This is a genomic window from Mangrovibacter yixingensis, from assembly GCF_020523985.1.
GTDB lineage: Bacteria > Pseudomonadota > Gammaproteobacteria > Enterobacterales > Enterobacteriaceae > Mangrovibacter > Mangrovibacter yixingensis.
Map to the genome: position 1 here is coordinate 302,370 of NZ_JAIVKM010000002.1, position 13,871 is coordinate 316,240.

A 13,871-nucleotide genomic window follows, 5' to 3' on the forward strand; every position below is an offset into this window, starting at 1 on the left:
TTGCTGACTGATGCTTACCGATAGCTATCCACTCACCATGGCCTGTTACCAGGCTATGGTCAGGATAACTTAATGTCGAATTACCCTGCCTCACATGGGCAGGGTATTTTTTTATCTGTAAGGAGAGACTATGGCTAAAGGAAGAAAAGTACATCTTTCATTTCGCCGCCACATTGACCGTGAAACAGGCCACGAGGTTATACGCTTAACCCCCCCGCATGTTATTTGTCATCGTAACTATTTTTACCAAAAGTGTTTTACCCATGACGGGCAAAAAATTATTTTTGGTGGTGCATTTGATGGCCATTGGAACTACTACCTTCTGGATCTTAAACGTGAAATTGCCACGCAACTAACCGAAGGCAATGGCGACAACACTTTTGGGGGATTTTTATCCCATGATGACCGCCACTTATGGTACGTCAAAAATAAACGCGAACTGCGTAAAGTGTGCCTTGAGACATGGGAAGAACATTGTATATACGAGGTTGCTCCAGACTGGGTTGGCTACGGGACCTGGGTTGCCAACAGCGACTGCAGCCAGCTTGTTGGTATTGAAATTCGTAAGTCTGACTGGCGGCCATTAACCGACTGGCAAAAATTCCGTGATTTCTGGTACACCCGCCCTGAATGCCGGTTGATTCGGGTGGATTTACACACAGGTGAACACCAGGTGGTGCTACAGGAAAAAAACTGGCTTGGTCACCCCATTTGGCGGCCAAATGACGACCAGACAATAGCATTTTGCCATGAAGGGCCACGGGATCTGGTCAGCGCTCGCATGTGGTTAACTGACCCACAAGGGAAAAAGGTACGCAAAATATGCCAGCCTCAGCCCGGTGAAAGTATGACCCATGAGTTTTGGGTTCCTGATGGTTCAGCACTCTATTATGTCACTCATCATGAAGATGATGCCCACCGTTATTTGTGTAGTGCTGACCCAAACTCGCTGGAAAACCGCCGACTGAGAACTATCCCGCCCTGCTCCCATTTAATGAGCAGCCATGATGGGCGTTGGGTTGTGGGAGATGGTTCACCTCATAAAACCGGCGCACCTGAACTCAATGATCCCTTTATATGGGTATTCGATCTGCATAAAGGCAGCCAAAAGGCTATTTGCCGCCACGATTCATCATGGGAAGTTCTGGAGGGCAATCGCCAGGTTACTCATCCGCATCCATCTTTTTCACCTGATAACCAGTGGGTCTTATTTACCTCAGATGTCGAAGGTATGCCTGCCCTGTGGTTAGCACATACATAACGCTTTAGCTCACCACGCCATTACGGGGTGATTACTGGTAATAAAAAACCTCTGCCCAGTTTACCTGGCAGAGGTTTTTTAGAGGTATGAGGCGAATTAACGTGCCAGCCACCCACCGTCAACAGCAACGGTATAGCCGTTGATATAATCCGATGCTTCAGACGCCAGGAATACAACCGGCCCCATCAGATCACTTGGCAGCCCCCAGCGGCCAGCAGGAATACGGTCAAGAATTTCTGCACTGCGCTGCTCATCGCTACGCAACTGCTGGGTATTGTTGGTTGCCATATAACCCGGTGCGATAGCATTCACATTGATATTGTGTTTTGCCCATTCGTTCGCCATCAGACGGGTTATGCCCATAACACCACTTTTTGATGCAGTGTAAGACGGTACACGGATCCCACCCTGGAAAGAAAGCATGGAAGCGATGTTGATAATCTTGCCGCCTTTGCCCTGAGCAATAAATTGTTTTGCAACAGCCTGAGAAATAAAGAAAACAGTTTTGATGTTCAGGTTCATCACGTCATCCCAGTCTTTTTCGCTAAATTCAATAGCGTCCTGGCGGCGGATCAGACCCGCGTTGTTTACTAAAATATCGATATGGCCAAATTCAGCAACCGCGCGCTCCAACAAGGCCGGGATCCCCTCAATTTGGCGCAGGTCTGCAGTCAGGCTCAGAAAGCGACGCCCCAGAGCGGTAACACGCTGGATGGTTTCTGTCGGCTCAACAATATTGATACCAACGATATCGCAGCCAGCTTCAGCCAGGCCAATCGCCATGCCTTGCCCAAGCCCAGTGTCACACCCAGTAACCAGAGCGACTTTACCTTCCAGGGAGAATGAATTGAGAATCATAAATAAGTTTCCTTTTAGAGCGCATGTTGCAAACGGGCACATAACGCGTCAGCAAGTATGAAAGCGTGATTAAACAGTCGATTACCATAAACGGTACTTTCAGGCTTGTGAGCATTAACGGCTACCTAAAGAAGCTGAAGCCCCGTATTCCCTTAATACCGTTTAGTTTGTACGCTCATCTTAGACGGCTTGAAATACCATTTCAATTCTTATTGAAACATCGTTTCAATTTTTAATGCAGTTATTTTCATTTTTGATATTCGGATCACGATTAGGACTGACACCAAGGGATTCTCGCGTTGAGTGGGCACGGTGCAACAGGCAAAGTGGGCATATTGGCCAGCAACAATTCTGCTATTTCACTGGCAATTTGCGCCAGCAATCACATAAAATGAAACGATGTTTTGATAAATTACCACCTTGTTTTTGAACTGAACTACTTTATTGGTATACCCACAGGCTTTAGGGCTAGAGCAGATAGCTAACGTATTTGGTGACTTGATGACTGCAGGGTATAAAACTGGAATTTAAGGAGTAAATTATGGCTAAGGGCATGCAGATTAAGCTTCAGTATGATGTTTATCTCGACCCCGATACCGGTGCAGAAATCACCCGGTTAACACCACCTGAAGTCACTTGCCACCGCAACTATTTTTACCAAAAATGCTTCACAAACGATGGTAACCGCTTACTCTTTGCCGGCGCTTTTGATGGTAACTGGAACTACTATTTACTGGATATTGGCAAAGCAGTCGCCACTCAATTAACCGAAGGCGCAGGTGACAACACCTTCGGTGGCTTCCTGTCTCCTGATGATAAATTCCTCTACTACGTGAAAAACGAACGGACATTGCTGCAGGTTAACCTGGACACACTGGCTGAGCGGGAAGTTTACCGGGTTCCGGATGAGTGGGTTGGTTATGGTACCTGGGTTGCCAATAGTGACTGCACTAAACTCGTTGGAATCGAAATCGCGAAAAGTGACTGGGTACCATTGAATGACTGGAAAATTTTCCATGACTTCTTCCATAAAGGCCCACACTGCCGTCTGCTGCGCGTTGATTTAGCAACCGGCGAAAGCGCAGTCATTCATGAAGAGAAGATCTGGCTTGGCCACCCCATTTACCGCCCGTTTAACGATAAAACCGTGGCATTCTGCCATGAAGGCCCGCATGACCTGGTTGATGCCCGCATGTGGATGGTTAATGAAGACGGCAGCAACGTACGTAAAGTAAAAGAGCATGCGCCTGGCGAAAGCTGCACACATGAATTTTGGGTGCCGGATGGCTCTGCACTGGTTTACGTTTCCTACCTGAAAGGCAAACAAGGTCGCACCATTTTCAGCTACAACCCGGATACGGGCGCCAATGTTGCACTGATGCAGATGCCGGCATGTTCTCACCTGATGAGTAACTTTGATGGCACCCTGATGGTGGGTGATGGTTCAGGTACACCGGTCGATGTAAAAGACACCAGCGGTTACACCATTGAAAATGACCCCTATTTATATGTTTTCGATGTGGCGAAAAAAGCCTGCTTCCGGGTTGCCCGCCATGATACCTCTTGGGATACCTTCGAAAACAGCCGCCAGGTCACCCACCCACACCCGTCGTTTACACCGGATGATAAAGCCATACTGTTCAGCTCAGATAAAGATGGTAAGCCTGCACTGTATATCGCGAAGCTACCACAGAACCGTGAGTATTTACCTGCGTAATTAAAGCTGCGTAATAGTTGTGTTCTAAAATATGTACTGGCCTTGCCCCCTGGTTCTGTGAGGATTTGAGGTTTGTCATCAGACTCTGCCCCCATTTCATGGGGGCTTTTTTATATTAATTCCCTAATTTTATAATAGTCGGGCTGAGGTTTTACTTGCGCACAGGCCAAACCAACGTAAGCCACATAATGAAAAACAGTGCTTCGCCTGGTTCCAATCCTGAAAAAATAAATAAAGCGTTATTTAAATTAAACATAAAAAAAGCACTCCATATGGAGTGCTTAGCTGAATACCCGGAATCACTATGTGGCGTCAAGAAAGTAAAGTCAGATATTTGTACCCTGAGTCTGCATTACAAGTTTACTCGCAAGACCGGCATGACAGTCAATAATTTAAAATTGCAGCATAAAAGAATAAAGGGTAATAACAAGTCGTCACCCTCCCCCAATTACAGGGAGTATTTATTTTCTGCATAATGGCACAACCTGCTGCGAGATAGCGCATTACGCATTCACAAACAACAAAAATAGCAGCAGATAAACACCTTTATCTGCTGCGCTTTATCAGAAGGAGTAAGCAACCCCTACACGGTAACGCGTCTGGCGTTCATCTGTGCTTGAGCTACCGGAAATATTGCCCAACTCAGCATATGGTGCCCAATTTTTATCCAGTTTATACGCTACTTTCAGGTTATACTCTTCAGAGTATTTATTGTTGTTAGAGCGAATATTATGTTCGCTACGTGCATACAAATAGTTCAGCTCGGCACGCCAGTCACCCAGAACATAACCGACCCAGACGTCACCACGGTTTACCTTATCATCATCTTTATCGGCAGTATCCGGATAACGTGTATATTCAAAGCGATAACGCGCAGCTACATACACTCCACTATCAAAACTATATTGTGCATGCAGGAAAGGCTTATAAGTTGACTTACTGTCATTACTGTCAAGGTTCATACCAGGTGTCAGCGCAAAGTTCTTATTTGCACGCCAGCGCCAGCTGATTTGTTCTTCATGACCATTCGCCACGATATCGGTAAAAGGCTGGTCCTGGTGGGTGCCGCCAGATTTCCATTTAGCTTCAACACTAAACCCAAAACCATTGTCAAAACGGTGTGAAACTGACACACGGTCAGCATTACGGCCGTCATCACGATATTCATGACGCAAATCTACAGTAACAGCAGAAGCAGCAAAGCTCGCCCCACATAACACTGCCAAACCCAGAGCTTTTTTTAACATGCTATATCCCCTATTGAAAAGCTGTTTCATTTTTATGGAATATGATTTTATTTTTAAACGAACATTATTTTAGTGATCCAGGTCAGAATTAATAATTTGGATAATGAACTCATTTCACCTTCGTGACATGAGTCATAAACCCCAGTCATGAAACGTACAAAAACCGTTATTTGGTCACAATAAAAAACCGAAAACACAAATGAAACAATATTTCAATTAAAACACATCGATCTAATTCTCATTTTTTTAGTAAACAAATAAATATTTAGCATGCTAACTCTTAGTTTTTTACATAAACCAAGAAACACGCTAAAAGAGGGGCTGTTACCGGGAGGCTGGCAGGGTTGGTTCAGGCTAACCTGGCACATCAGAGAGGATTAAAACGATTAACCACCACCTGGTACAGGCAACATTACCGTTCTGCCTGGTGGATAAAAAAGGAATAATAAAAGCCTTCCCAGCTCAGATTGATAAAAAAGAAGGAAAAAACGTGGTTTTTCCTTCTTTTTAGTTAGCAGCCGAAAATCAATGAATCGATTTTCCTGGTTTTTTATTGGGTGACATCCTCTCGTTCTATGAGGGCATGAGGTTTGTCATCAGGCTCAGCCTTTCCAGATTTTATTATTTTTGTGAAGTATTAAAGATGAAGTATTACGATGCGGCCAATCACATCCATACTAAAAGGTGAAAACATTGATTCTCAGCGTGGTACACGCCACGAGAGCAACTGAAAACACCCTTCGAAATTAACGTTCTACAGCAAGCGCAACGCCCTGCCCGCCACCAATACACAAGGTAGCCAGCCCTTTACGCGCTTCACGTTTTTTCATCTCATGCAAAAGAGAAACCAGAATACGGCAGCCAGACGCACCAATGGGATGCCCCAGCGCCAAAGCACCACCATTAACATTCACCTTGCGGGTATCCCACTCCAAATGGCGGCTAACAGAGATCATTTGCGCCGCAAACGCCTCGTTGGCTTCAATAAGATCAAGTTCATCAAGCGCCCAGCCAGCCCTGTCCAGGCAACGGCGAGTAGCATGCACAGGGGCAATGCCCATAAACGCGGGGTCAACGCCCACACTGGCAAATGCTTTGATTCGTGCTAAAACAGGAACACCTAACTGATAAGCACATTCCGCACTCATCATCATCACAGCGGCAGCCCCATCATTAATTGACGATGCATTTCCTGCAGTGACACTGCCTTTTGCATCAAAAGACGGTGAAAGCGCGGCCAACAACTCTGCGCTTGATTGCCGCAATGGTTGCTCATCAGTATCGACTTCTGCAACTGCACTCCCTGGCGCTGAAGATACAGGGACTATCTCATCCCGAAAACGGCCGCCATGGATAGCGGATAATGCTTTCTGGTGTGAAGCCAGTGCCCAGTCATCCTGCTCTTGCCGGCTGATACCAAACTCACGTGCAAGGTTTTCCGCGGTCACACCAATGTGATAATCATTAAAAGCGTCCCACAACCCGTCATGCACCAGGCTCTCTACAACCTGCCCACGCTCCATCGCACCAGCAACTGGCCCTTCCAGAAGGAGATGGGGGGCCCGGCTCATATTCTCCTGGCCACCCGCAATCACCACATCCGCTTCACCGCACTGAATTGCCTGGGTTGCCAGGTGCAGAGCCTTCAGGCCAGAGCCACAAACATCATTGATGGTAATAGCGGAAACAGTACAAGGCAGGCCGCTTTTCAAGGCTGTTTGCCGTGCGGGATTTTGCCCGGCACCAGCTGTAAGCACCTGCCCCATAATAACTTCGTCCACTCGCCCTGCTGGAATGCCGCTGCGAGCTAACAATGCGTTAACAACCAGGCTACCAAGCTCAACGGCTGAGAGGTGAGATAAAGCACCCTGGAAACTGCCAATGGGGGTTCGAACCGCACCTGTAATCACCACATCCCGCATAGTTGAGCACTCCAAAAGTAAGATCCTGTTTTATGGTAAAGCAACCAGGCCCGGTTATTTTTAAAATCTACTTAAAAAGTGAACAACATCACGGTTACAAATGCATCAATTTCCCTCACCTTCTTGCCGCCCAAAATATTATTTCCGGTCAAAGAAAACCGTAATGGGGATATGACTTAATCCGTTTTATGAAGCAGTTCGCTTTTTCTGGTGATATTCAGACCGATGATTTTATGAGGAAAGCCCCCCAAACCGGCCAGATTCAGGAGGAAAATCATGACACCCATTACGGACATTCAGGCTTTTCGCAAGGACCTGACGAATGCGGTACTGTGCTGGCTGGCAACAGTTGATGCCAGTGGTGCCCCCAATGTCTCACCCAAAGAGATGTTTTCATGGGATGGCAACCAGCAAATTATCATCGCTGATATTGCCTCAGCCCGCTCAGTTGAGAATATCCGCCAGAACAACCAAGTGTGCCTGAGTTTTATTGATGTGTTCCGCCAGCGTGGCTTCAAAATTACCGGGCAAGCCCACATAATACCGGCTGGAAACCCAGACTTTGCCGGAGTGGGGCATGACGTACTGGCTCGAATCAAAGGCGAATTCAGAGTACAAAATCTTATTGTTGTAGCAATTGAATCCGTTTCTCGCGTACTTGCCCCCAGCTACTTTAGCTTTCCTGAACGGAATGAAGCAGAGCATATCCGCCAGACGCTGGAGTCTTACAGCGTGAACCGGTTGCTCCATGGCAAGTAGATCTATGGAGAGTAGTCTATGGTAAGTAGATCAAAGAGATACAGCTAAAACGGTAAATGGCTACCACCCGGTCAAAAACCGGGTGGTGCTGTCTCGAAAATAACGGGGTCAGCGCTTAGTGTGAACTATTATTCAGCCCACCTCCCAAAGATTCCCACAGCGTGATACGGTTTTCAAAGTCGGTTTGTTCCAACGCAATTAACGATTCCTGAGCGGACCATAATGTCCGTTGTGCCGTCAGCACGGTGAGATAATCACCGCTACCGATTTGGTAACTTTTTTGCGCCAGATCCAGCGTTTTCTGTGCTGCAGCAACATAGCCGCGTTGGGCATCCATTTGCTCATCCAGCGTTTCACGGCGCGCCAGTGCATCCGCTACATCTTTAAACGCACTCTGAATCGTTTTCTGGTAGGTCGCCACCAGGCCTTTTTTCTCAGCCTCAGCATAATGCAACTGCGCCAGGTTGCTGCCCCCGGTGAAAATGGGCAGGCTGATTGATGGAGCAAAACTCCACACTTTCATCCCATGGTTAAACAACCCAGATAAGCTGTCACTGCCCACACCCGCACTGGATGTCAGCGAAATGGTGGGGAAGAAGTTGGCCCTGGCGGCACCGATATCCGCATTGGCACTCAGCAGGTTATGCTCAGCTTCCTGTACATCCGGGCGGCGTAACAGGACATCAGAAGAGACTCCGGCAGGCACCAGTTCAATGCTGTTTTTGGCAAGCTTACTCAGTTCGTCGGGCAATAATGTGTCCGGAACCGGTTCACCAACCAACAAATCCAGCGCATTTTTATCCTGCATCACCAGCGTTTTGTAACTGGCGACGCTGGCGCGGGCTTCCTGCCACACCTCCATCGCTTCCGAAACATCGGTTGCAGCAGCCGTGCCAACATCATGCTGTTTGCGGGTGATTGCCAGTGATTTTGCTGCACTGTCCATCGTGCTTTGCGCCAGCGCCAGATTATCTTTATCTGCCGCCAGCGTAACCCAGGCGGTGGTGGTTTCAGAGATTAACGTCAGCCGGGTATCTTCCGCGGTGTATTTACTGGCAAGCCAGGTTTCTTTTTCCGCCCGGCTCAGGCTCTGGTTATAACCGAATAAATCCAGTTCGAAGCTCGACACGGTTCCTTCTGCACTGGCACTGGTAGAGACACCATTGCTCGTCGTCCGGCTACGGGTAACATCAAGCCCCGCATCCAGTGAAGGGAAAAGTGAAGCACGCTGTTCAATATACAGCGCCCGGGCTGCGTCAATATCGGTTATAGCTTTTTGTAAATCACGGTTGCTGGCAAGGGCGCGTTCTACCACTTGTTTCAAACGTGGGTCATTCACAATATGCTGCCAGTCTTTCAAAACCACTGGCGCCGCGCCGTGCTGGCTGGCTCCCGGCCAGGTGCCCGGCACCGCAGATGCCGGGCGTTCATATTTCGGGTCCAGTGAAATACACCCGGTTAACAACAACGATAAAGCAATTACGGTAATTCGCGGTAACATGGGTTACTCCTGAACGGAACGGCGGTTGGCAAACAGGTGTTTCACCAACACAAAGAACAAAGGCACAAAGAAAATAGCCAGTAACGTTGCGGTCAGTGTTCCGCCAATAATACCGGTCCCGATTGCTATACGGCTGTTCGCCCCGGCCCCGCTCGCAATAGCCAGTGGGAAGACCCCGGCAATAAAGGCCAGTGATGTCATAATGATTGGGCGTAAGCGGGTGCGCGCTGCCTGAATGGCCGCAGCACTCAATGACATACCCCGTTTCACACCAGCTTCAGCAAATTCCACTATCAAAATGGCGTTTTTAGACGACAGGCCGATGGTTGTCAGCAAACCCACCTGGAAATAGACATCATTGTCCAAACCACGCAGCGTTGCCGCCAGTGTGGCTCCCAATACCCCTAAAGGAATCACCAGGATGACAGAGAATGGCACAGACCAGCTCTCGTACAATGCAGCCAGGCACAAGAACACCACCAGAATAGAAATGGCATACAAACTGGTTGCCTGGCCACTTGCCATCTGTTGCTGTAATGACAATCCACTCCAGGCCCAGGTCGAACCTTTAGGCAGGTTATTCGCCAACTGCGCCAGTTTATCCATAGCGGCACCTGAGCTATAACCCGTGCTGTTATCCCCCTGAATTTCATAAGCCGCCGCACCGTTATAACGCGACAACGCTTCCGGGCCATAAGTCCATTTCGTGGTGGCAAATGCGGAGAAAGGTGTCATTGTGTCGCTACTATTACGCACATACCATTTGTAGAGATCTGACGGTTTAGAGCGGAACTGTTTATCACCTTCAATAAACACCTCTTTGACACGGCCACGGTCAATAAAATCATTTACATAGGTACCACCCCATGCACTGGATAACGTATCAGTGACATCACTAAGCGTCAGACCCAGAGCCACTGCTTTGTTGTTATCGATATCCACCTGCAATTGAGGCATTTCCGGCAATTCATTGGCGCGTACAGACGATAATTCAGGGCTTTTGTTCGCTTCACTAATCAGTGTATCGCGCAGTTTTGCCAGTTCAGTACGGTCGGTACTGCCGGATGCCATTAGCTCAAAGGTAAAGCCACTACTGTGCCCCATCCCGGATACAGAAGGCGGCGTCATTGCAAAAACATGTGCATCACGCAAGCGTGATAATCCACCCATCGCACGCAATGCGATATTCTGTGCAGTATTCGCCTCTCCCTTGCGCTGGTCCCAGTTTTTCAGGGCCACAAACGCCATCCCGGTATTTTCGCCACTGCCAGCGAAACTGAAGCCGGTAACGGTAAAAATGACATCGGTATTGGCTTTTTCCTGGTGAAGGAACCAATTGGTCACAGCCTGGTTGACTTCATCTGTACGGTGAGCACTGGCACCAGCTGGCAGTGTGTACTGCACCATAACCTCCCCCTGGTCTTCCAACGGGAGGAAACCACCGGGCAATTTCAGCATCAACAGAGCCATCACCCCGGCCAAAACACCGTAAACCACCATCAGGCGTACAGGTTTGCGCAATACACCCAGAACGCGATGGCGGTATTTGCCTTCAGTAGACTGGTAAAAGCGGTTGAAGCCAGCGAAGAAGCCTTTAGTATGCGGGCGGCTGTGTTGCAGGATACTCCCGCACAACGCAGGGGTAAGTGTGAGCGCCACCACCACAGACAACGCCATAGCAGAAATAATCGTGACGGAAAACTGACGGTAAATAACCCCGGTTGCCCCGCCGAAAAATGCCATAGGCAAGAACACAGCTGACAGCACCAGAGCAATAGCGACTAGTGCGCCAGAGATCTCTCCCATGGACTTTTCAGTTGCTGCCTTCGCAGAAAGCCCCTCATCGCGCATTATTCGCTCGACGTTTTCCACCACCACAATGGCATCATCCACCAGCAACCCGATGGCGAGCACCATCCCAAATAGGGTCAGGGTGTTGATAGAGTAACCAAACATGGAGAGAACACCGAATGTACCCAGCAAAACCACCGGTACCGCAATCGCTGGGATCAGCGTTGCACGGAAGTTTTGTAAAAACAGGTACATAACGGCGACCACCAGGATGATGGCTTCAAACAGGGTTACCACCACATCATGAATGGACAGGCGAATAAACTCAGTGCTGTCTTTCGGGTATGCCACCGCGTAGCCTTCCGGCATATTGCGCTGGTATTCCTGAATTTTGGCTTTGACCAGTGCAGCCGTGTTCAGTGCGTTAGCGCCCGGTGCCAACATCACCGCCATCCCAGCAGCCGGGTGGCCATTCAGCCGCCCCTGAGCGGTATAATCTTCACTACCCATCTCTACCCGGGCAATGTCTTTAATGCGCACCACTGAACCGTCGGATTCGCTTTTCACAATAATATTGCGAAATTGATCTGGCGTTTGCAGTCGGGATTGTGCCCGCACAGTCGCGGTAAACTGCTGGCTGTCTGCGGAAGGCATGCTCCCTATTTTCCCGGCAGTAACCTGGACGTTTTGCGCTTCAATTGCCGTTTCAACATCAGACGGCATTAATGCGTAAGAAGCCAGTTTTGCAGGATCCAGCCATATGCGCATGGCATATTCGGCACCAAACACCTGCACGCTGCCCACCCCGTTGAGGCGGGAGAGTGGATCCTGAAGGTTACTGACCAACCAGTCTGAAACATCAGAGCTACTGGCCTTATCGGTTTTATCGTAAACCGCAGCAATCATCAGGAAGTCACTTTGGGTTTTGGTTACGGTTATCCCCTGCTCCTGGACTTCCGTTGGTAAGCGCGACTCAGCCTGTTGTACTTTATTTTGCACCTGCACTTGCGCTGTATCCGGGTTCGTTCCCTGAGCGAACGTCACCGTAATCTTCACACTACCGTCTGAGCTACTGGTAGATGAGAAATAGAGCAGGTTATCCAGCCCGGTCAGTTGTTGTTCAATAACCTTAGTAACACTGTTTTCCAGTGTTTCAGCTGAGGCCCCGGTATACGTGGCTTTTATCTGCACGGAAGGCGGTGCGACATCCGGGTATTGCGCAACGGGCAATGTTCGGATGGCAATAGCACCAGCCATCATAATTAAGATGGCTATCACCCAGGCAAAGACTGGGCGATTGACAAAGAAACGCGAAAACATCAGTTCGTCTCCCCGTTCGGCTGTACATCAACTGGCTTCACGGTTTGCCCAGAGACGACCTTATCGCTGCCTTCTACCACTATCCGGTCGCCAGATTTAAGGCCACTGAGAACAACCCAATTGGTCCCGTCAGCCTCACCTGTTTTCAGGGTTCGCAATTCAACTTTGTTGTTTGAATCAACAATATAGGCAGTTGCGTTCCCTTTTGCATCACGGCTAACACCTTTCTGTGGCGCAAGAATTGCTTTCTCAACAACACCTTCATTGATGCTGGCGCGAACGAACATGCCGGGGAGCAAAATATGCTGGGGATTAGGGAAGACAGCACGCAGCGTGACAGAGCCTGTAGAGGTATCCACCGCCACTTCAGTGAGTTCAAGGCGCCCTTTCAAGGGATAAGTGCTGCCATCTTCCAGCGTAAGAGTCACTTCCAGTGTATTGCTGTTTTGCGCCAGGGCCTCTTTGCGCAGGCGCAGCAAATCCGCACTGGAGCGCGTAAGATCAACATACATCTTATCCAGGCTATATATTGTCGTCAGCGCAGTATCCTGAGAGGCACTGACCAGTGCGCCAGGTGTGACCGACGAAATACCGATACGCCCGCTAATTGGCGCGGTGACGGTTGTCCAGTTCAGGTCAATACGTGCGGCTTCTGCCGCTGCTTTTTTCTCTTCAAGCGTTGCTTTATCCACACCGCAGGTTGCCACGGCATCATCGGCATCCTGCTTTGATACCCCGTCAACTTTCACCAGTTGTGAATAACGGCGTGCTTTTTGGCAATCGCCTACCATTTGCGCCTGTGCCGTTTTTTGCGCCGCAACGGCTTCATCATAAGCGGCGCGATAACTGGACGGGTCTATCTGGTACAAAGCCTGCCCGGCTTTTACATCCTGGCCTTCGGTAAACAACCTTTTTTCAATGATACCGCCAACCTGAGGCCTCACTTCAGCACTGAGCGTCGCAGTAGTACGCCCGGTGAGTTCGCTTTTCAGGGTGTAAGGTTGTTGTTGTAACGTGACCACCCCCACTTCCGTTACTGCGGAGGGTTTACTGGTGTTATCCTTGTTATCACATCCGAACAATAAACATACGGATAAAAGGTAAATACCACGAATTTTCATAATTCCTCTAACTCACACCCAAAGGCGCAAACAGCAAAAAGGAACCCTATTTAAAATCAGATAAATCAAATCATTAAACCGGCTTTCGCCACCTCTGCCAGTACAATACCAACAGAGAAATCCCTTCTCAGGGGAAAAATATTATTCAGCAAAGGGGTGTACCCCGCTGTTATTAAATAGCCATTACTTTTAGTGCGTCTTTACAGTGAGAACTGCTTGCCAGCAGTCAGGCAAAAACACCCCATAGATCAAAAAAATAGCCACTCACGAAGCCATTACCTGTTTTGGTATTCAGGGATTGCTGGCAATAGCTTCACCATTGAGACCATTCTCATCTCGCTTATTTTCACGGCGTTGCTAATTATGAGAATTTT

At 48.7% G+C, this 13,871-nt stretch carries 9 protein-coding genes; 3 read left to right on the top strand and 6 right to left on the bottom strand.

Annotated elements, in window-relative coordinates:
* The first annotated feature begins 130 nt into the window (after positions 1-130).
* Complete coding sequence (locus LC084_RS12095; RefSeq protein WP_226571469.1) at positions 131-1,261, top strand: oligogalacturonate lyase family protein; 1,131 nt, start codon at positions 131-133, stop codon at positions 1,259-1,261.
* Positions 1,262-1,357: 96 nt separating this feature from the next.
* Here the strand turns inward: LC084_RS12095 and kduD are convergent, their stop codons facing one another.
* The gene (gene kduD / locus LC084_RS12100) at positions 1,358-2,119 is read right to left on the bottom strand and encodes a 2-dehydro-3-deoxy-D-gluconate 5-dehydrogenase KduD (protein WP_226571470.1); all 762 of its coding nucleotides are present in this window, start codon (positions 2,117-2,119) and stop codon (positions 1,358-1,360) included.
* Positions 2,120-2,660: 541 nt separating this feature from the next.
* On the opposite strand from kduD, the gene LC084_RS12105 reads away from it, so the two are divergent.
* A complete protein-coding gene (locus tag LC084_RS12105; protein WP_226571471.1) occupies positions 2,661-3,836 on the top strand; it encodes an oligogalacturonate lyase family protein in 1,176 nt (391 codons plus the stop codon).
* A gap of 563 nt (positions 3,837-4,399) precedes the next feature.
* Here the strand turns inward: LC084_RS12105 and LC084_RS12110 are convergent.
* Both LC084_RS12110 and LC084_RS12115 read right to left on the bottom strand, forming a co-directional pair.
* On the bottom strand, positions 4,400-5,083 hold the full coding sequence (locus tag LC084_RS12110) for an oligogalacturonate-specific porin KdgM family protein (RefSeq protein ID WP_226571472.1): 684 nt from the start codon (positions 5,081-5,083) through the stop codon (positions 4,400-4,402).
* 746 nt (positions 5,084-5,829) lie between these two features.
* Positions 5,830-7,005: an acetyl-CoA C-acetyltransferase gene (locus LC084_RS12115; RefSeq protein WP_226571789.1), complete on the bottom strand. Its 1,176-nt coding sequence runs from the start codon at positions 7,003-7,005 to the stop codon at positions 5,830-5,832.
* Between the two features lie 276 nt (positions 7,006-7,281).
* Here LC084_RS12115 and LC084_RS12120 point away from each other — a divergent pair, with 276 nt between their 5' ends.
* A complete protein-coding gene (locus LC084_RS12120) occupies positions 7,282-7,764 on the top strand; it encodes a pyridoxamine 5'-phosphate oxidase family protein (RefSeq protein ID WP_226571473.1) in 483 nt (160 codons plus the stop codon).
* Between the two features lie 115 nt (positions 7,765-7,879).
* Here the strand turns inward: LC084_RS12120 and LC084_RS12125 are convergent, their stop codons facing one another.
* From LC084_RS12125 to LC084_RS12135, 3 genes are read right to left on the bottom strand one after another with little or no spacing between them, the layout of a single operon-like run.
* Entirely contained in the window at positions 7,880-9,265 is a 1,386-nt protein-coding gene (locus LC084_RS12125) for an efflux transporter outer membrane subunit (protein ID WP_226571474.1), read from the bottom strand.
* Positions 9,266-9,268: 3 nt separating this feature from the next.
* Positions 9,269-12,376, bottom strand: a complete 3,108-nt coding sequence (locus LC084_RS12130) for an efflux RND transporter permease subunit (RefSeq protein ID WP_226571475.1) — start codon at positions 12,374-12,376, stop codon at positions 9,269-9,271.
* Positions 12,376-13,497, bottom strand: a complete 1,122-nt coding sequence (locus LC084_RS12135; protein ID WP_226571476.1) for an efflux RND transporter periplasmic adaptor subunit — start codon at positions 13,495-13,497, stop codon at positions 12,376-12,378. Before LC084_RS12135 ends, LC084_RS12130 begins: the two co-directional genes overlap by 1 nt.
* Positions 13,498-13,871 lie beyond the last annotated feature (374 nt).

What these genes read in the sequence shown, in the direction of transcription:
- LC084_RS12095 (WP_226571469.1), top strand. Translation starts at nt 131, where the DNA reads ATGGCTAAAGGAAGAAAAGTACATCTTTCATTTCGCCGCCACATTGAC.
- kduD (WP_226571470.1), bottom strand. Translation starts at nt 2,119, where the DNA reads ATGATTCTCAATTCATTCTCCCTGGAAGGTAAAGTCGCTCTGGTTACT.
- LC084_RS12105 (WP_226571471.1), top strand. Translation starts at nt 2,661, where the DNA reads ATGGCTAAGGGCATGCAGATTAAGCTTCAGTATGATGTTTATCTCGAC.
- LC084_RS12110 (WP_226571472.1), bottom strand. Translation starts at nt 5,083, where the DNA reads ATGTTAAAAAAAGCTCTGGGTTTGGCAGTGTTATGTGGGGCGAGCTTT.
- LC084_RS12115 (WP_226571789.1), bottom strand. Translation starts at nt 7,005, where the DNA reads ATGCGGGATGTGGTGATTACAGGTGCGGTTCGAACCCCCATTGGCAGT.
- LC084_RS12120 (WP_226571473.1), top strand. Translation starts at nt 7,282, where the DNA reads ATGACACCCATTACGGACATTCAGGCTTTTCGCAAGGACCTGACGAAT.
- LC084_RS12125 (WP_226571474.1), bottom strand. Translation starts at nt 9,265, where the DNA reads ATGTTACCGCGAATTACCGTAATTGCTTTATCGTTGTTGTTAACCGGG.
- LC084_RS12130 (WP_226571475.1), bottom strand. Translation starts at nt 12,376, where the DNA reads ATGTTTTCGCGTTTCTTTGTCAATCGCCCAGTCTTTGCCTGGGTGATA.
- LC084_RS12135 (WP_226571476.1), bottom strand. Translation starts at nt 13,497, where the DNA reads ATGAAAATTCGTGGTATTTACCTTTTATCCGTATGTTTATTGTTCGGA.